This window comes from Bacillus sp. TH19 (assembly GCF_016651075.1).
Taxonomy (GTDB): Bacteria; Bacillota; Bacilli; order Bacillales; family Bacillaceae_G; genus Bacillus_A; species Bacillus_A mycoides.
On record NZ_JAEKEO010000010.1, the window covers coordinates 1,083,574 to 1,102,281 of the forward strand.

The window sequence follows — 18,708 nt, forward strand, 5'->3', positions numbered from 1 at the left end:
ATGAGGAGAGATTATGGGGAAGGTTTATATCGTCGGGGCGGGTCCTGGTGATCCGGATTTAATTACTGTTAAAGGGTTGAGATGCATCGAGAAGGCTGATGTTATATTGTACGACCGTCTCGTAAATAAAGAATTGCTTTCTCATGCAAAGCCTGAAGCGGATTTAATTTATTGCGGGAAACTCCCAAATTATCACACGATGAAGCAAGAGACAATTAACACATTTCTTATTAAATATGCGAAAAAAGGAAAAGTTGTAACGAGACTTAAGGGCGGAGATCCATTTGTATTTGGAAGAGGTGGAGAAGAAGCTGAAGCGTTAGCGAAGCAAAGTATCCCATTTGAAATTATTCCTGGTATTTCAGCTGGTATAGCTGCTCCTGCTTATGCTGGAATTCCAGTAACGCATCGCGATGCAAGTGCAAGTTTTGCTGTTGTGACAGGGCACCGGAAAGAAGGGGCTGAAGAGGAAGTGAAGTGGGAAAGTTTAGCGAAAGGTGTAGATACATTAGCGGTCTATATGGGGGTTAGTAATTTACCTTACATATGTGAACAACTAATAAAACATGGAAAAGATCAAAGTACACCTGCCGCTATCATTGAGTGGGGAACGACATCTATGCAACGTACTGTTACAGCGACGTTAGGAACAATTGTAGATGTTGCCAAAAAAGAACGAATTCAAAATCCAAGTATGATTGTTATTGGAGAAGTTGTTCGTTTTAGAGAAAAGATACATTGGTTTGAGAAACAAACGGAAAATGCATATCAAGTAAGCGGAGTATTGTAAAATGAAGGCTGTTATATATATATGTCATGGAAGCCGTTTGAAAGCAGCAAAAGAAGAAGCGGTTGCATTTATTACGTCATGTATGAACCGTGTAGAGGCAAATATTCAAGAAATTTGTTTTTTAGAGCTAGCGAATCCTTCTATTGAAGAAGGATTTCGTACATGTGTGAAGCGTGGTGCTACAGAGATTGTCGCTATTCCTGTTTTTTTATTAGCGGCAGGACATGTAAAGAAAGATATTCCGTTTGAATTACGAAAGTTAAACGAGGAATATCCGGATATCAAAATAGTGTATGGTAATCCATTTGGTGTATCAGAAGTGCTTGTAAAAGCGGTATATAACGGAAGTGGTATTAAAGACTATAAAGAAGAAGTAACCCTTTTGCTCGTTGCAAGAGGGAGTAGTGATCCGGAAACTTTACAAGACATAAAGTGGATTTCTTCTTTATTTCAAAAAGAAGAGAACATTAAAGAGGTGGAAGTTTGTTATTTAGCAGCCGCGGAGCCGAAGTTTGATGAGAGGTTGAAAGAAATTGTAGAACAAAAAGAACGGAACATTGTTGTGTTACCTTACTTGTTATTTACAGGCTTACTCATGAAACATGTTGAGAAAGAAGTGCGTCAATATGAGTCGGAAGAGATAAAAATAAGTCCCTATTTAGGAAAGAATGTAGCGTTTCGAGAGATGTTAATTCAGAAAACAGAGGAAATATTGAAGGGAGATCAATATGTATCCACTTACAGTGCGAGTTGATAAGAAACGTGTTGTTGTCATTGGTGGAGGGAAAGTAGCGGGGTTTAAAATTATTCCTTTACTAAAACAAGGTGCGGATATTGTTGTAGTAAGTACAGAATTAGATGCAAATTTAGTGAAACTTGTAGAAGAAAAGCAAATTCGTTGGTATCAAAGAGAGTATGAGAAAAGTGATATTAAAGATGCTTTTTTAGTAGTTGCAGCGACTAGTAATTCGGTACTAAATGAACAAATTGCTGAAGATGCCGCAGTGAATCAATTGGTAAATGTTATTACGAATCCGGAAAGTGGAAATGTTCATCTTCCGGCGGCAATTCATCGTGGATTGCTTAATGTAGCTGTTTCTACTGGAGGGGCAAGTCCGAAACTTGCAAAAAAAATTCGTGATGATATCGCAAATAAATATGATGAGAAGTATGAATCGTATCTTGATTTTTTATATGAAGTTAGACTAAAAGTGAAAGAATTACAAGTAGAGAAAAGGCAAAAAAATATATTGTTACAAGAAGTATTAAAGTCGATATATGTTCAAAGTGAACAAAAAAGAGAGCTTTTTTTACAAGAATTAGAGAGGGGAATTTATATAGGATAGTGAGCGAATTGTGCTTTACAAATATAAAAATATAATTTATAATCACAAGTAACTTCAAAAGATGAAATCGATGAGCAAGAAGAGTACGTATATTTGATGCGTTCAGAGAGCTGGGGTAAGGTGTGAGCCCGGTACGATAAAATATACAGAATGGGCTTGCGAGAGGTATGCTGAACATTGCAGTAGGCAACCCGGGTTCCGCCGTTAAAAGGATAGGGTATCGGAATTTTCCTGTACCTGAACAAGTGGGATTTATTGATCCAATTGAGGTGGTACCACGGTATTCTATTACATATATCGTCCTCTACATGCATATTTGCGTGTAGGGGACTTTTTTATTTTCTAAAGGAGGTGTGCGAGTATGAAATGAAAGTGTATAATTGATAAAAGTTATAATATTCAGAAAAGGAGAATTTATGATGAAAGAAACACAGCAATGGACGTCGAAAATTGGCTTTGTACTCGCAGCAGCCGGAGCCGCAGTAGGTCTTGGTGCAATATGGAAGTTTCCATATGTTGCAGGTAATGGTGGGGGAGGCGCATTCTTCCTTGTATTCTTACTATTAACTTTATTTATTGGTATGCCTCTTCTTTTAGCTGAATTTGTTATTGGCCGTAGTACTCAAAAAGAGGCCGTTACAGCTTATAAAGTATTAGTACCGAATAGCAAGTTATATCCTTGGATTGGTCGTATGGGGGTTGTTACTTGTTTTAGCGTACTATCTTTTTATAGTGTTGTAGGTGGATGGATTTTACTTTATTTATACTATAGTGTCACAGGTAGTTTCTGGAACGGAGTAGTCGATTATGGACAATTGTTTGCTGAAACAATTTCAAATCCAGTAAGTGCGATTGGGGCGCAATTCATCTTTATGCTTTGTACCATTTTTGTTGTTAGTAAAGGTGTGGAAAAAGGCATAGAAAAAGCAAGTAAGTACATGATGCCGTTATTATTCATTTTATTTATTGCTATCATTATTCGTGCGTTAACACTCGATGGTGCTATGGCTGGGGTAGAGTTCTTCTTAAAACCAGATTTTTCAAAGCTTACAGCAGATACGATTTTATATGCGATGGGACAATCTTTCTTCTCATTAACGGTAGGTGCCTCGGTAATGGTAACGTATAGTTCGTATTTAAAGAAAGAAGAGCATTTAGCTAAATCAGCAACATCTATTGTAAGTTTAACTGTATTTATTACAGTACTTGCAGGATTAGCGATTTTCCCAGCGATTTTCGCATTAGGAGTTAAACCGACAGAAGGACCAGGGCTACTGTTTATCGTTCTTCCTGCTGTCTTTGCAAAAATTCCATTTGGACAATTTTTCTTCATTATGTTTTTAGTTTTATTCTTCTTTGCGACTTTAACATCTGCGATTTCAATGCTTGAAATTGTAGTAGCATCTGTTGCGAAAGATAATGAGAAGAAGCGTCCGTCAGCTTCTTTATTAATTGGTATTCTTATTTTTGCAGTTGGTATTCCATCAGCGTTATCGTTTGGAATTATGAGTGATGTAAAAATATTTGGTAAGACATTCTTTGATTTCGTCGATTTTTCGGTAAGTAATGTATTACTGCCACTCGGAGTGCTAGCCATTTCGCTATTCGTACCAAATAAAATGAGTAAAGAGTTATTAATGAAAGAATTAGAAGTTACGGAAACGAAAGGGAAAACATTATTTAACATTTGGTTCTTCTTACTTCGTTATGTTATTCCGGTAACTGTAATTATCGTATTTTTAAATGCGATAGGCGTATTTAAAATGTTTGCATAATAAAAAGACGGAGATGTGGATTCTCCGTCTTTTTATTGTGTTGTAGAAGTATTTAATAAGCGATTATATGCTTTATAAGCTGTGACAACTGCGATAAATGATCCAATTAAAAATAACGCTGAGCCGCCGAATGTAAATAGCCGGCCAATGTATGTTTCTCTAGCTTCTTCTATTTCTTCTTGTAATTGTGTATTCATATTTATCACCCCGCAAAATATAGGCATTTAGTTGTAGTTTATGTAAAACGCCTAAAAAGTGTGAAGTAGTAAAAAAAACTCGGTATGCCCGAGTTTTTTATAATCCGATATAAGGAGACGGATCAACTGCGTTTGTCTTACCAACATTCCATTCCCCAAGGTGAAGTTCGAAGTGTAAATGTTGTCCGTATGATTGGCCAGTGTTCCCCATAAAGCCAAGTTGAGTGCCTTGTTTTACAGTTTGTCCATTAGATACAGAACGGCTACTCATATGTGCATATACAGTTGTATATGTTTTTCCGTTTATACGGTGAGATAAGTATACAACATTTCCGTAACTAGATGATAATTCTGAACGGATAACGACGCCATCTGCAGCGGCAATAATTGGCACTGTTCCTGAAGCTGCGATATCGATTCCTTTATGGTTATCTAAAGAACGTGTACCAAATCCTGAAGTTTTCGATCCAGCGGCAGGTTTAATAAATCCACCTTTGTTCGTATCTTGCGGTGTTGGTGCGGATTGTGTGCTTTCTTTAGCAGAAGCGGCGGCTTGTTTTTTTGCTTCCTCAGCCTTACGTGCCTCTTCAGCTTTACGCGCTTCTTCTGCACGTTTTTCTTCTTCAATTGCTTTTTGAACAGCTTGACGCTGGTTTTCTAAAATGCCTTTTGATTCTTCTAACCCTTCAATCTCTGAATCTACTTTTGCTACTTTCGTATGTAGATCGTTAATAAAAGTTTGTTGCTGTTGTTGATTACTTTGTAACTCTTGTTGTTTTTGTACTAATTTTTGCTCGGATTCTTTCAATTGTTGCTCTTTTTTCTCAACAGCTTCTTTTTCTGTTGTCACAGCATTCTGATCAATTGTTTGCTTTTTTACAATATCTGTATCGTTATTTAAAATTAAACTTACAGAATACATATTATCAACAAGATCGGCAATATTTGCAGAACTTGTTATTACTTCTGTAATGATACTCGTACGAGGCTTTTCTTGCATAGATTGTAGTCGTTGTTTAATAACTTCCTGCCGTGTATCTATGTTCGTTTGTAATTGCTCTATATGTTTCTTTTTTTCAGTAATAACTTGCTGTGTGTTGCTAATTTCTTTTTTTGTATCGTTTAATTCAGCTTCGTTTTTATTAATAGAAGTAGTTAATTCGTCGATTTTCTTTTGTAATTCCTGGATTTCTTTTTCTATTTGTTCTTTCTCAGCTGATTTATTTTGTAAGTCATTTTGTTTGCCTTCTAATTCGGATTGAATATTAGATAATTTATTCTCATTCGTTTCAGCGTATACGGGTGAAAGTAACGGGGAAACGAAAATCGTTCCAGCTGCTAAAACACTAAATGCTGCAAATTTCTTTTTCATGGTTGTCTTGCTCCTTTCCCTATGAATGTTATATATCATAAGAAGAAGAGTGTCTATCGTTGTAATCATAATGTAAAGAAAATTTTATAATTTTGCTAAGTTTTGTCGGAATTTAGTATCTTTTCGTAGTGTTTGTCATAAATTTAAAATTCTTGAATGTATAGAAAAAGATATCAATTTCTATATTTTTTTTAAAAAACATGGGAAATGATGGAGTTTTCCATAATGAAACAGTATTTTAAAAACCTATCAATCACTAGTAAGGAATCGATTTCATGTGAGGTTTTCTGACATGGAGTTTGTTTTTGTCAAGAAAATTATTTGCATTCGTGCAAACTTATTTTGTTGTCAGATTTTAAATTTTGATTTATGATTTTCAACAGGGACAAAATGTAGTGAATTGTCGAATAATATGTAATACTCTTAATTTCAAGTTTTATAGAGATAGAATGAGAGATAGAGTGACACATCGAAGAGGGGGTTACCACAAGTATGAAAAGAATAGGACTTGCATGGCAAATTTTAATAGGACTTGCGCTTGGTATTACAGTTGGGGCGATTTTCTTTGGCAATCAGGAAGTGGTGAAGTACTTACAACCAATTGGTGATATTTTCATCCGATTAATTAAGATGATTGTTGTACCGATTGTTGTAGCGAGTATTGTTGTTGGGGTTGCTGGTGTTGGCGATATTAAAAAGTTAGGTCGACTAGGCGGAAAAACAATTATTTACTTTGAAATTATTACAACACTTGCAATTGTTGTTGGTTTATTAATAGCAAACATTTTCCAACCTGGAAAAGGCGTTGATATGGATAAGTTAACAAAAACAGATATTTCTAAATATACACATACGACAGAGCAAGTACAAAGTCATTCGTTCGCGGATACGTTTGTAAATATTGTTCCGACGAACATTATGAAATCATTAGCTGAAGGTGATATGCTTGCTATTATCTTCTTCTCGGTATTATTTGGTTTAGGTGTAGCAGCAATTGGTGAGCGTGGTAAACCAGTTCTACAATTTTTCCAAGGTGTAGCAGATGCAATGTTTTATGTAACGAACCAAGTTATGAAGTTTGCACCATTTGGTGTATTCGCATTAATTGGTGTTACAGTTTCTACATTCGGATTAGCTTCATTAATTCCATTAGGGAAATTACTCATTGTAGTATACGGAGCAATGATCTTCTTCGTTGTAGTTGTATTAGGACTTACAGCGAAAATATTTGGAATAAACATTTTCCAATTCTTTAAGATTTTAAAAGACGAGCTGATCTTAGCGTATTCTACAGCAAGTTCAGAAACGGTTTTACCGAAAATTATGGAGAAAATGGAGAAATTCGGTTGTCCGAAAGCAATTACATCTTTCGTTATTCCAACAGGTTATTCATTTAACTTAGATGGATCAACTTTATATCAAGCAATTGCGGCAATTTTCTTAGCGCAAATGTACGGTATTGAATTATCCATTACACAACAAATTACGTTATTACTTGTATTAATGGTTACATCAAAAGGTATCGCGGGTGTACCGGGCGTATCATTCGTTGTATTATTAGCAACACTTGGTACAGTAGGTATTCCAGCTGAAGGTTTAGCGTTTATTGCAGGTATTGACCGTATTCTTGATATGGCTCGTACAGCGGTTAACGTTGTAGGTAACTCTTTAGCGGCTGTAGTTATGTCTAAGTGGGAAGGTCAATATGACGCTGAAAAAGGACAAGCCTATTTAAAAGAGATATCTGAAAAGGGTCAAGCAGCTTAATTATAATATGAACAAGCTCTCACATAATATGTGGGGGCTTTTCTATATATAGAAGAGGAGCGGACGTAATGAAACGTAAATATGGTGACGGTTCTTCGTGGAAGCGACTAATAGAGAAGGATTATAGGGTTAAGCAAGTAGAGGATGGAATGTTAGGAATACTGGACATAAAAAAAGTGAGAGAACCTAGTTATAAAGAATACAATGGTAAACAGCTTTGCATTGCAGGTGATGGGTATACATGGATGCAATATTTTATAAACGGGGAAAACTTTGCAATTACAGCTATGTTAGACAATCAAAAACAATTAGTACAATATTATATCGACGTGACGAAAGAATATAAAATAGACGAGCGTGGTTTACCTTATTTTGATGATTTATATTTAGATGTAGTATTGTTACCGAACGGTGAGATCTATGTACTGGATGAAGACGAGTTAGAGGATGCCTATAAAATTGGTGATGTTACAAAAGAAGAATATGAGTTAGCATGGAATACAACAAAATGGATTATCGCGACGATAAAAAATAGAAAATTTTATTGGATCTCAATATTGGATAAAGAAATCGAAAAGTTAAAATGATTGGTTTATTCATATTTTTGTATAATTACCAAAAAAATCTATACAAAAAATAATTGACTTTTGTTTTGTAAGCGAGTAAAGTTAGGAAAGAAATTATTATTAAAAAATAAATATGAAACCTTCTTATAAAGAGAGGCGGAGGGACTGGCCCTACGATGCCTCGGCAGCGGACTCGATTTCAGAGTGCTGTGCCAAATCCAGCAAGCATGTGCTTGAAAGATGAGAAGAGTGTTTCTTATAGATGTATAAGACCTCTTCTCATCGGAAGAGGTCTTTTGTTGTTCATTAGAAAAGGTTGAAAACTAGGGAGAGATGATACTTTGAAAGAAACGAGAGGAAATGGTTTAGCGTTATTACCACTTGGAATATTTTTGGCGCTATTTATTGGTTCTGGAATTATTACAGGTGATTTCTATAAATTGCCGATACTTGTAGCAATTTCAATTGCCGTAGGAATTGCTTTAGTGATGAATCGTAAGGAAAGCTTTAATGTGAAAGTAGAACGATTTGCTAAAGGTGCAGGAAACCCTGATATTATGATTATGGTATTAATTTTTGTACTTGCAGGGGCGTTTTCTGAAACAGCAAAAGGAATGGGCGGAGTTGATTCCACTGTTAACTTAGCGTTATCTATTTTGCCACCAGGATTTATCGTTGCTGGAATTTTTGTTATAGGGGCATTTATTTCATTAGCGATGGGAACTTCAATGGGAACAATTGCAGCACTAGCACCGATTGCTGTAGGTATTAGTGGGCAAACTGATATCTCAATAGCACTTGCGATGGCTACTGTTGTGGGCGGAGCGATGTTTGGTGATAATTTATCATTTATTTCAGATACGACAATTGCTGCTGTTCGTTCACAAGGAACAGAAATGAAAGATAAGTTTAAAACGAACTTTTTAATTGTATTACCAGCCGCTATTATTACAATTGTACTATTAGTAATAATTACTTTAGGAAGTGATACACAAGTTAAAGCCCATAGTTTTGACTGGATAAAGATTTTACCGTATGCAGGAGTACTTATTACAGCACTACTTGGCTGGAATGTACTTATTGTGTTAACTGGTGGAACAATATTATCAGGTGCTATCGGCCTTATAGATGGAAGTTACACGTTAGAGAGTTTCTTTAAAAGTGTAACGACTGGAATGGGCGGTATGATGGAGCTAGTACTACTTGCTATATTAATCGGTGGTATGGTTGAACTTATCCAATATAATGGTGGCATTCAATATTTAATGAATCTTTTAACACGTAATATTCGTTCGAAAAAAGGAGCAGAGTTTGGTATTGCTGGCTTAGTGAGTATGACGAATATGTGTACAGCAAATAATACAATTTCTATCATTTTTACAGGTCCGCTTGCGAAAAATATTGCGGATCAGTATGAAATTGATCCCCGTAAATCAGCGAGTGTACTGGATCTTTTCTCTTGCTGTGTACAGGGGTTAATCCCATATGGTGCTCAAATGTTAACAGCGGCAGGATTTGCTGCGTTATCTCCGGTCGAATTGTTACCATATGCATTTTATCCAATTTTAGTTGGAGTATGTGGAATCATTTCTATATTAATTGGTTTCCCGGGATTTTCTAAAGTGGCGGAAAAAAAAGAGTATCATAAAACTGCATAACATAAAGAGACATTTATTATTAGCAGTTGAAAACGCTCGGAGAACATTCTCTGAGCGTTTTTTATTATTTATAAATCCTTTTTCAAATAGTAGTGTTTATAATCTCTTCCTACGTTATCGAGGATACCATACTCTTTATAACCATATTTTTTATAGAAATCTAATGCTTGAAAGCTTAAAGTGTCAACTTTTATAAAATCACAATTTCTTTCTAAAGCGATTTTTTCTACTTCTAATAACAGTTTAGTTCCATACCCTAATGCACGTATATCTTCATCGATGATAAAAGAGTGAATCTCTAACCAATTCCAACAGACTTCACCTAATATTCCCCCGCATATTTTACCATTTTCATCCTTAAGAAATAAATGAATCTCTAAGTATCTGTCTCTTAAATCAGATGGAAAGTGCTTTAAATTATATTCATAAAGCTGATTGTTTATACAGTTTTTAGCGGCGGTATTGATTTCTTTCGTAATGTGTAAATTCATGATATATCCCCTTTAATTTAAATGTAGCCTTCTGATTTATTTTGACATAATTTTCTTAATAATATATTTAATGTAATTTAATAAACGTTTGTATGTATTACTAATTTTTTGGACGCGCAAGTTGAGATTTTCATCCGTTATTGAATAAGAATTTTTCTGTATCTATACGCATCGCATACATGTTCGTTTTGCAAAAGGCTGAATTCAACTCGGTCTTAAGTCTGAGTCGAAAACAGTTCTTAAGCTCGTTATGAAAAAATGAAAAAATAGTTAAGATAAGAGTATCAAATCGAAGGGAGGCAAGCACAAGATGAAACAATTTCTAGCGTTTATCGCAGCCGGTATTTTGGCTTTAATTGCTCTTGGTAGTCTTGCTGGTATTGTAGGATTCGCCATTGGAGCAGGAGTTGTGTACTGGAGCTATAAATCATTTGTGCGAGCTAAATCATTTTTTGGAAAGTTAGCTTGGGGTATTGTTGGTTTAATCGGTTTGTCCATTGCACTTTCTCATTCCCCAGCATTAATCGGTATCGCAGCATTAGTAGTTTTATACTACGGATACCGTGAGTGGAAAAAAGGAAAAAATGTAGTTGTTGATTCTGCTCCAGAAAGTGCTAAACCATATAGCAACTTTGAAGATGAGTGGAACAAGTTAATGAAAAACTAATATAAAATAAATCAAATTATAAAGTAGAAGAGAGGAAGATTATAATGAAACAATCTTTATTCGGACGTGTACGCGATGCAATTTTAGCTGATTTTCATAATGTGTTAGATGAGAAAGAAAGAAAAAATCCAATTGCTATGTTAAACCAATATTTACGCGATAGTGAGCGTGAAATAACAAAAATTGAGAAGTTAATTCAACGTCATAAAACATTAAAATCTAACTTCGCTCGTGAGCTTGAGCAAGCACGTTATTTCGTTAATAAAAGATCAAAGCAAGCTATCATCGCACAAGAAGCAGGCGAATTGCAATTGCATGAACGTGCATTAGAAGAAGTAGCGTATTATGAAGGGCAAGTAACTCGCTTAGAAGAAATGTATGCTGGTGTTGTAGAGCAAATTGATGAGTTAGAGCGTCGTCTTTCAGAAATGAAAAATAAATTAAAAGAAATGAACGCAAAGCGTATGGAATTAATGGCCCGTGAAAATATGGCGCATGCAAACCGCCGTATGAATACTGCTATGCATAAAATGGATGAAAATAACCCGTTCTTACGATTCGAAGAAATTGAAGATCACATTCGTGACATAGAGCTTCGTATAAATGAAGAGCATGAGCGTGATACATTTGATATGAAAATTGCAAAACTAGAGAGTGAAATGAAAGAGAAAAATGAAGTATCGTTAACGAAAGAAGTAACAAAATAATTGTAGTATATAATAAAACAGGCTTATGATATAGTGATAGGAGAAAAGGTGTTGGAAAGCAATGCCTTTTCTTCTATGTATATGTGACAAGGAGGGGGGAGCTGAAATGAAGAAGCAATTTTCAAAAACACAATTTATGGGGATGCTCCTCATCATATTTGGATTCGGTCTTTTTCTTGATATGATACTTGGACATTTTGAACCAGGTGGTCTAATATTTGCATTTATTATGATTATGTTTGGAAGACATTATCGAAAGAAGAACCGTTATGTAAGAGGGAATGTATTTTTATTTGTCGGTGGTATTGTCTTCTTATTCTTCTTATTTTCATCAGCGGCATTCGTACTTGTTGTGTTTGCTTGTTTAGCTTTAATTGGTTATCAACTTATTCAACAAGGACATCGGCAAAAAGCAATGAAAGTTGAAATTAAAGAAAAGGGATATATAAATGAAGAAAAACAAATATATCGTACAGAACCGTATATAAAAAATATGTTTGTAGGTAATGTACGAATGATGGATCATATTTATGAAATAGAGGATATTAACGTCCAATATGGTGCTTGTGACGTCGAGATTGATTTAACAACTGCTATGATTCCAGAGGGAGAAACGGTTATTGTGATTCGGGGCGTCATTGGTAATATTCGCTTATATGTACCATATGATATTGAATTGTCTTTAAATCATTCTGTTATTGTTGGGCGAGTGCTCCTGCCAGGACACGAAGAAACTGGATTTAACCGTAATGTTACGTTTAGAACAGAACAGTATAAAGAAGCCCCTCGTCGTATTAAAATTATTTCTTCGCTTGTCGTAGGCGATACGGAAGTGAGGAAAGTATAATGAAAAAACAAAGGAATATTTCGTGGATGTATATTCGTTATTCTATGTTGTCCTCTGTGAGTATCGCACTTATTTGTACAATTGTATATGTATGGAAAAGCGAGCAACAAGTTTATGATTTACTCTGGAAAGAATCCATTGCTTCTGTTCCAATTGGCTTGTTTATTATGAGTACGAGTCTTCTTATCGGAGGAATTGTAGGATATGCAATCGGTTATTATATAGAACAGCGTATACAAGGATTAAATACTTTTCTATTTGAAGTAGAGCGAGGGAATTTTCCGAGTGATGTTTCATTTACTGCGGACGATGAATTTCATGAAGTGGAACGAAAAGTAATTGGTCTTGCTCGGCGCTTAGAGGAGCAAGCTGGGCTATTTCAAAAAGTAACGAATGAACGAGCCCATTGGAATGAAGAGATGAGACAAGAAGCGATTTCTCAAGAAAGGCATCGATTAGCGAGAGAGCTACATGATTCTGTAAGTCAGCAGCTTTTTGCAATGTCGATGATGATGTCAGCCATTAATGAGCAAGCAGCTGAAATTCCAGATACGACGAAAAAACAGTTGCAGCTTGTTGAGAATATGGTTGTAAATGCACAATCAGAAATGAGAGCATTGCTCCTTCATTTACGCCCAGTGCAGTTAGAAGGTAAGAAACTAACAGAGGGTATAGAAGAATTATTAACAGAACTGTCTAGAAAGCAACATATGAAAATTGAATGGTTAATTGAACCGATTCAATTAAAAAAAGGTGTAGAGGATCATTTATTCCGTATTGTACAAGAGGCGTTGTCTAATACTTTACGGCATGCGAAGGCAAAGAAAACCGAAGTACGCCTTCGGAAAATTGATCAATATGCGATTTTGAAAATTATTGATGACGGTGTTGGGTTTAAAGTTGGTGTTAATAAGGCTGGTTCATATGGTTTAAGGTCAATGCAAGAGCGAGTTCATGAAATTGGTGGTACATTAAAAGTTCTTAGTTTTCCGAATAAAGGTACGCAAATAGAAGTGAAAGTACCTATTATGATTGAGAGAGGGGGAGAATCATGATAAAAGTATTACTAGTTGATGATCATGAAATGGTTCGAATGGGTGTATCAGCATATTTATCAACGCAGCCAGATATTGAAGTAGTTGGAGAAGCTGAAAATGGAAGAAAAGGTTCAGAGTTAGCTTTGCAATTAAGACCGGATATTATTTTAATGGACCTTGTTATGGATGAGATGGATGGGGTTGAAGCGACACGTGCTATTATTCAAGAATGGCCAGAAGCGAAAATTGTAGTTGTCACGAGCTTTTTAGATGATGAAAAGTTATATCCTGTTATTGAGGCGGGGGCGACAAGTTATTTATTAAAAACATCAAGAGCGAGTGATATTGCAGATGCTGTAAGAGCTACTTATGATGGGGAAACGGTATTAGAGCCGAAAGTTACTGGCAAAATGATGTCTCGTATGCGTCAGAAGAAAGAACAACCTTTGCATGAGGAGTTAACAGAAAGAGAGTCTGAAATTTTGTTATTAATTGCAGAGGGGAAAAGTAATCAAGAGATTGCAGATGAGTTGTTTATTGCCCTTAAAACAGTAAAGACACATGTGAGTAATATATTAAATAAGCTAAATGTAAGTGACCGGACACAGGCGGTTATTTATGCGTTTAGACACCAATTGACGAAATAAGAAGGAAGCTTTGACTATATATGGTCAAAGCTTTTTATTGACGGTTATTTATGTGAGCGTTATCATTAAGGTGTTAACAGTACATACAAAGGGGAGAGAGTGTATGTTAGTTCAAACGATATTTGGAATGGATGAAACGAAAAAATTAGGTAACTATGTGAATGCGTTGCAAGCACTTTGTGAACAATATGATATTGAAACAGATCGTATTGCAATTATTGAGGCGACAGAAGAATATTATTTATTTCTAGTGAAGCAAGAAGATTGCTATGATGTTGTAAAAGTAGAAACAGTGGATACGAATATTGATTACTATACGAAAGCTTATAAAGTAAGTAGCTTTAATCATACTTCTTATCAAATGTAAAAAACTCCCGAAATGGGAGTTTTTTTATGATACTTTCGATTCAGGTGAATGATCCGTTAATGGTACTGCTTTGGCGCCACTTAATTTTGCGATAGCAAAACCGATAATAGCCCCAACTAACGCTGGTACTAACCAGCCAATTCCTTCATTATATAATGGAATAAACTCAAAATAAGATGTGATAAATGAAACAGGAATATTCCCTTGTTTTAATCCGTCAAAAACGCTAACAACTGCTGTTCCGATTAAAGCACATACATAAACAGATCGATAGCCACCGAAATATTTATGAAGTAATGATAATAACACGAGTACAATTGCAACTGGATATACAACAAGTAAAATAGGAACAGAGATGGCGATAATTTTTGTTAAACCTAAGTTGGCAACTAATAATCCTAACAAGCAAATGACACTTGCTAACATTTTGTATGAAAATTTTGTCAATAATGTTGAGAAGTATTGACTGCACGCAGATACAAGTCCAACGCATGTTGTTAAGCAAGCAAGTGTAACGATAAGAGATAACAGAATTAGACCATATGGACCGAATAATTGTTGTACGATAACGGTAAGTAGCTGTCCTCCATTTTTTGCGTATCCGAGAGAGACACTAGTTGTACCGAGCCAGCCAAGTGCACCATATACAAGTACGAGACCAGTAGCGGCAATAAGTCCTGCTTTTGCTGTAGCGATGGCAATTGATTTACGATCACTCACACCTTTTGAGCGAATTGCATTTACAACGATAATCCCAAATGCAAGTGCTGAAATGGTATCCATCGTTAAGTATCCTTCCATAAAACCTTTGAAAATTGGAGAAGTTTGATACTCTTGCATGGCTGGTCCAGATTGCCCGAGGGGTGTAAATACACTCTTAACGAATAATAAAAAAATAGAGAGTAATAAAATAGGTGTTAATACACTTCCGATACGATCGACGAGCTTAGAAGGGTTTAAACTAAGCCAAAATACGATAGAAAAGAAGATGACTGTGTATAAAAATAGCACTAGGCTGCTAGAGCGAATAGTTTCTGGTAAGAAAGAACTAACCCCCATTTCATAAGCGACATTAGCAACACGTGGGATGCCCATAGATGGACCGATTGCAATGTATACAACTACCGTAAAGAATATTCCGAATAATGGGTGAACATGACTTGCAAGTTGTTGCATTCCATTTCCTGATAGAGAAATAGCGATAACAGTAAGTAGTGGTAAGCCGACTCCTGTTAGTAAAAAGCCAATCATTGCTGGCCAAAAGTTTTCACCAGCATTTTGTCCAAGCATTGGAGGGAAAATTAAATTTCCTGCCCCAAAAAATAAAGAAAATAGCATAAGGCCTGTGAAAAAAACATGTTTTTTTGATACAGTGTTCATTGTTTTTCCTCCTTTTTTGTAAATTCATTGTAAGAACACAAAAAAACTCGTCCCTAAAGAAAGGGACGAGTTATATTTACCCGCGATACCACCCTAATTTATACATGTAGAAATAAATCTATATGTATACGGCTTTGCAACGTACAACATGATACGTGTTCCTTGTAACGGGGGACATCCGGTAAGAACTTACTTTAGCATTCGGTTCTACTTCTCGGAGATGATTTTCGGTTAAGCACTGAACGTTGGCTTTCAGCAAATCGCCAACTCTCTGGGGAACAGTCCTATAACGTACTCGTTCTCGTCAATGAATTTTAATTCAAGTATTCTGACAGTATTTTCACATGTTTTTTTTAGAAAGTCAACATATTTTTTGGGAAATACACTTTCCTGTAGAAATATAGCTGAGAATATAAGGGTTAATACTATTTGTAAAAATGCTGTAAAACATTATAGAGAATTGTAAAGTTTATGGAGAAAATCGATATTTATAGGAGTAAGGAAGGAATTGTTTGAATTTGCAGAGAATAATACAACAATCCACTTGCTGGAAAGAACAAACCAAAAGAGGTGACTGAAATGCTTGCGATGGGAGTATTATTTGGCATTATTGCTATAATTGGTTTTATGTGGTTATATTATTCGCGTTCGTTTAAACAAGCAGAAGTTTTACTCTTTCAAAAAGGTAGTTTGTTGACAAATCAGTCTAGATATTTAGTATGTCCGAAGTGTGGAAGTGCACAGGCCAGGAGTGGAGGATATCAAGAGTGTTGTAAAATTAGATTATGAAGGAAGGAAGCCTCACATTACTTTGTGAGGCTTCCTTCCTTACAATTTTTTCGCGCTCCAAATGGTCCAACGATCTCTTTCGATGATAGGAGAGACGTTTTGTAATGCCGTTTGGATATGATGTAGAAGTTGAGAAAGTTCATTATCTGTTAGTTCATATAGAATGGATCGGCCTGTTCGAGGAGATAAATCTTGTAGCAAAGCCTCTACAGAATCATGTACTTTTCGTACTTCCCATTGTGTTTGTGTGGGGAACGCTTGAAGAGAATATTGTTGTAATTCTTGCTGAATAGTAGTGGTTTTTGGTCTTCTTTTCGCTTCTGTTTCAATGAGTTTTGGAAAGACAGAGAAAAAATATCCACGAAGGTGTTCAGGACTTCCTGGAATTGTACAATCTTCAATAGTTCGGTCTTGTAAAATAAGTATACCGTCTTTTTTTAATATGCGAGAAGCCTCTCGTATAAATGTGGGAATATCATGCGAATGATGAATGACTGCACGAGAAATGACAAGGTCGAATGTTTCATTAGGGAATGAGATATTATGTGCATCACCGTGAATGAATGAAATGTTTGGGAAGCCGTTACAATTTTCTTTTGCAGCTTGTAATATTTCTTTTGAAAAATCAAGCCCAACAACACTTTTGGCTCCCATAAGAGCAAGTTCTTTCGTGTAAATGCCACCACCACAACCTATATCAATTACTTGTTTATTTTGCACATCTACAATATTGTTTATTGTTTCCTGCCATGAAATATGTGCGTTACGACTTGCATACATATACTTATTATTTGCATCATGAAAATTAATGGACATTGTAAAATCCTCCCTTCATTGTATAGTATAGCTCATTCTATATAATGTAACGTTTTTGTTTTATGTATGAGGATTATAAGAATTTCTTATTGGAAAAGGAGAATCGATTTGAAAGGAAAATATTTAATGGTTTTATGTGTTATTTTACTCGCGTCGTGTGGTCAAGCAGAGCAAAAGAAAGAATCGAAACAAGTAGAGGAGACAGTGAATGAAGTGAAAGAACCATTACAAATAACTGTTATACAAAAAGGTACAGAAGAAAAAAAATTAAAGAAAATGGATGCGGAGTTGGTGGTGGATATTATAAACAAAGCGGAAAAACAAGAAGTAACGGGTAGTTTTGGTGAACCGGAATATGAAATACAAATTAGTAGTGATGGAAAAAAAGAAACATATTATGCATGGTTAAGAGGAGAAGATCGCCGAGGATGGATTCAATATAAGAAAGATATGTATATGCTTAACGAAAAAGATACGGAAAAGCTTTTGGCTATCTTTCCAAAGATTCCAGAACAAAAAGAAGATGAGATGCAGGTAGGTACTTTAACGGAAGTAACAAAAAAAGACATGCAGATTACTGCGTTTCATATTAAAGCAGGTGATCAAAAAATGAATTATACAGTACGTTATACGATTTCACAATCACTATATAATAAGTTAGCAAAGGAACAAGAATATTATTTGCAATTAATTTTCCCGGAAAAGGTCCAAAAATTAATTGGCGCAAAAGAGAGTGAAATAATTTTAGCTGAAAAAGTAAAGGAAGGGTATAAACAGTATGAGTTGAATGTTACTGTTCCGATAAAAGATGCTTCAGAATCACAATTAAAATCACTAGAAACTTATTATGATAATCACGATTTACAAATATTAAATAGTAAGAAAGAAAAAGTAGGAGCATTTCAAAACATTATTCAAATTGTTAAAGAGTATGGTGAAAAAATGAATTTACAAAGATAAAGTGAAATTTTAATCAGTGGGGGCATCCCCGCTGATTACTAGCACGACTCCTACCTAAATTCTTTGCTCGAGCCGAATTTTGAGGTGGGATTCTTACTGCCCGTAAATAGCGGGCAGTAAGAATCATAAAGTCTATATGGCCTTTCCTAGGAAATGATAATAGAGGGGAAAGATCCCCTCTATTATTTTGCTTTTGCAGATGGCTCATTCATTGATTTTCGTGTAATTAGAAAGGAAATCATAAGAGCAGAAAGAATAATAAGGGCTATAAATAAGTGATTTGGCAACCAATCTAATAATAATACGTAGCTGACGGTATAAAAAATAAGAGTTGAAGCTAAAAACGATAGAGCGCCTATCATAAGAGATTGTAATTTCATTTGTATTTACCTCCTTTTATTTTTATTTTTGGCTAAAAATGGATGGAATAAACATTATTTCTAACAATAGAAAAAAATATGTCATAATAGAGAAAAAGAATAAGTTTTGATGAGTGTATATGGCTCAATAAAGCGAGATAAAGGAGAGG

At 35.3% G+C, this 18,708-nt stretch carries 21 protein-coding genes, 1 riboswitch and 2 other annotated features; of the genes, 15 read left to right on the forward strand and 6 right to left on the reverse strand.

The features are described from left to right. Positions 1-13 precede the first annotated feature (13 nt). The 4 genes from cobA to JFU54_RS23320 all read left to right on the forward strand — a co-directional run bounded on the left by cobA (position 14) and on the right by JFU54_RS23320 (position 3,911). A complete protein-coding gene (cobA, locus tag JFU54_RS23305; protein ID WP_002030683.1) occupies positions 14-790 on the forward strand; it encodes a uroporphyrinogen-III C-methyltransferase in 777 nt (258 codons plus the stop codon). Between the two features lies 1 nt (position 791). Next, positions 792-1,544 (forward strand): sirohydrochlorin chelatase, encoded by a 753-nt coding sequence (locus JFU54_RS23310; protein ID WP_002030685.1) that lies wholly within the window; start codon positions 792-794, stop codon positions 1,542-1,544. After that, positions 1,519-2,136 (forward strand): NAD(P)-binding protein, encoded by a 618-nt coding sequence (locus JFU54_RS23315; RefSeq protein WP_201066572.1) that lies wholly within the window; start codon positions 1,519-1,521, stop codon positions 2,134-2,136. Before JFU54_RS23310 ends, JFU54_RS23315 begins: the two co-directional genes overlap by 26 nt. Positions 2,137-2,197: 61 nt before the next feature. After that, positions 2,198-2,444 (forward strand) — a binding site (T-box leader). 111 nt (positions 2,445-2,555) lie between these two features. Further along, on the forward strand, positions 2,556-3,911 hold the full coding sequence (locus JFU54_RS23320) for a sodium-dependent transporter (RefSeq protein ID WP_002140989.1): 1,356 nt from the start codon (positions 2,556-2,558) through the stop codon (positions 3,909-3,911). 32 nt (positions 3,912-3,943) lie between these two features. Here JFU54_RS23320 and JFU54_RS23325 read toward each other — a convergent pair whose 3' ends face one another. Together JFU54_RS23325 and JFU54_RS23330 are read right to left on the reverse strand one after the other, a co-directional pair. Next, entirely contained in the window at positions 3,944-4,108 is a 165-nt protein-coding gene (locus tag JFU54_RS23325; RefSeq protein WP_003188170.1) for a hypothetical protein, read from the reverse strand. Positions 4,109-4,205: 97 nt separating this feature from the next. Further along, positions 4,206-5,480: a murein hydrolase activator EnvC family protein gene (locus tag JFU54_RS23330; RefSeq protein WP_201066574.1), complete on the reverse strand. Its 1,275-nt coding sequence runs from the start codon at positions 5,478-5,480 to the stop codon at positions 4,206-4,208. Between the two features lie 492 nt (positions 5,481-5,972). Between JFU54_RS23330 and gltP the strand changes: the two genes are divergently transcribed. The 3 genes from gltP to JFU54_RS23345 all read left to right on the forward strand — a co-directional run bounded on the left by gltP (position 5,973) and on the right by JFU54_RS23345 (position 9,471). Next, positions 5,973-7,247 (forward strand): glutamate/aspartate:proton symporter GltP, encoded by a 1,275-nt coding sequence (gene gltP, locus JFU54_RS23335; protein ID WP_002011680.1) that lies wholly within the window; start codon positions 5,973-5,975, stop codon positions 7,245-7,247. A gap of 68 nt (positions 7,248-7,315) precedes the next feature. Then, positions 7,316-7,834, forward strand: a complete 519-nt coding sequence (locus tag JFU54_RS23340; protein ID WP_002030693.1) for a ribonuclease FAU-1 family protein — start codon at positions 7,316-7,318, stop codon at positions 7,832-7,834. A 120-nt stretch (positions 7,835-7,954) separates the two neighbouring features. After that, a riboswitch (SAM riboswitch) is annotated at positions 7,955-8,060 on the forward strand. Positions 8,061-8,154: 94 nt separating this feature from the next. Then, positions 8,155-9,471, forward strand: coding sequence for a Na+/H+ antiporter NhaC family protein (locus JFU54_RS23345; RefSeq protein ID WP_201066576.1), 1,317 nt, complete (start codon positions 8,155-8,157; stop codon positions 9,469-9,471). Between the two features lie 68 nt (positions 9,472-9,539). Here the strand turns inward: JFU54_RS23345 and JFU54_RS23350 are convergent, their stop codons facing one another. After that, the gene (locus tag JFU54_RS23350; protein WP_201051660.1) at positions 9,540-9,962 is read right to left on the reverse strand and encodes a GNAT family N-acetyltransferase; all 423 of its coding nucleotides are present in this window, start codon (positions 9,960-9,962) and stop codon (positions 9,540-9,542) included. A 310-nt stretch (positions 9,963-10,272) separates the two neighbouring features. On the opposite strand from JFU54_RS23350, the gene JFU54_RS23355 reads away from it, so the two are divergent. The 6 genes from JFU54_RS23355 (at position 10,273) to JFU54_RS23380 (ending at position 14,234) form a co-directional block, all read left to right on the forward strand. Continuing rightward, complete coding sequence (locus JFU54_RS23355) at positions 10,273-10,629, forward strand: lmo0954 family membrane protein (protein WP_002011676.1); 357 nt, start codon at positions 10,273-10,275, stop codon at positions 10,627-10,629. Between the two features lie 44 nt (positions 10,630-10,673). Beyond that, on the forward strand, positions 10,674-11,336 hold the full coding sequence (locus JFU54_RS23360) for a PspA/IM30 family protein (protein WP_002011675.1): 663 nt from the start codon (positions 10,674-10,676) through the stop codon (positions 11,334-11,336). Positions 11,337-11,442: 106 nt separating this feature from the next. Next, positions 11,443-12,183: a cell wall-active antibiotics response protein LiaF gene (liaF, locus tag JFU54_RS23365; protein ID WP_002126337.1), complete on the forward strand. Its 741-nt coding sequence runs from the start codon at positions 11,443-11,445 to the stop codon at positions 12,181-12,183. Next, positions 12,183-13,238 (forward strand): sensor histidine kinase, encoded by a 1,056-nt coding sequence (locus JFU54_RS23370; RefSeq protein ID WP_002011673.1) that lies wholly within the window; start codon positions 12,183-12,185, stop codon positions 13,236-13,238. Before liaF ends, JFU54_RS23370 begins: the two co-directional genes overlap by 1 nt. Then, positions 13,235-13,867, forward strand: a complete 633-nt coding sequence (locus tag JFU54_RS23375; protein ID WP_000598709.1) for a response regulator — start codon at positions 13,235-13,237, stop codon at positions 13,865-13,867. Before JFU54_RS23370 ends, JFU54_RS23375 begins: the two co-directional genes overlap by 4 nt. Positions 13,868-13,877: 10 nt before the next feature. After that, positions 13,878-14,234, forward strand: coding sequence for a DUF3992 domain-containing protein (locus JFU54_RS23380; protein WP_002126339.1), 357 nt, complete (start codon positions 13,878-13,880; stop codon positions 14,232-14,234). A gap of 24 nt (positions 14,235-14,258) precedes the next feature. On the opposite strand, the gene brnQ3 is transcribed toward JFU54_RS23380, so the two are convergent. After that, positions 14,259-15,614 (reverse strand): branched-chain amino acid transport system II carrier protein BrnQ3, encoded by a 1,356-nt coding sequence (gene brnQ3 / locus JFU54_RS23385; protein ID WP_002140993.1) that lies wholly within the window; start codon positions 15,612-15,614, stop codon positions 14,259-14,261. A 58-nt stretch (positions 15,615-15,672) separates the two neighbouring features. Further along, positions 15,673-15,931 (reverse strand) — a binding site (T-box leader). A gap of 262 nt (positions 15,932-16,193) precedes the next feature. On the opposite strand from brnQ3, the gene JFU54_RS23390 reads away from it, so the two are divergent. Further along, complete coding sequence (locus JFU54_RS23390) at positions 16,194-16,403, forward strand: hypothetical protein (RefSeq protein ID WP_000880630.1); 210 nt, start codon at positions 16,194-16,196, stop codon at positions 16,401-16,403. A 39-nt stretch (positions 16,404-16,442) separates the two neighbouring features. Here JFU54_RS23390 and JFU54_RS23395 read toward each other — a convergent pair whose 3' ends face one another. Continuing rightward, positions 16,443-17,219, reverse strand: a complete 777-nt coding sequence (locus JFU54_RS23395; RefSeq protein WP_201066578.1) for a class I SAM-dependent methyltransferase — start codon at positions 17,217-17,219, stop codon at positions 16,443-16,445. Between the two features lie 108 nt (positions 17,220-17,327). On the opposite strand from JFU54_RS23395, the gene JFU54_RS23400 reads away from it, so the two are divergent. Then, positions 17,328-18,179, forward strand: a complete 852-nt coding sequence (locus tag JFU54_RS23400; protein ID WP_201066580.1) for a YhfM domain-containing protein — start codon at positions 17,328-17,330, stop codon at positions 18,177-18,179. 182 nt (positions 18,180-18,361) lie between these two features. On the opposite strand, the gene JFU54_RS23405 is transcribed toward JFU54_RS23400, so the two are convergent. Next, positions 18,362-18,559, reverse strand: a complete 198-nt coding sequence (locus tag JFU54_RS23405; RefSeq protein WP_000776287.1) for a hypothetical protein — start codon at positions 18,557-18,559, stop codon at positions 18,362-18,364. Positions 18,560-18,708: the final 149 nt, after the last annotated feature.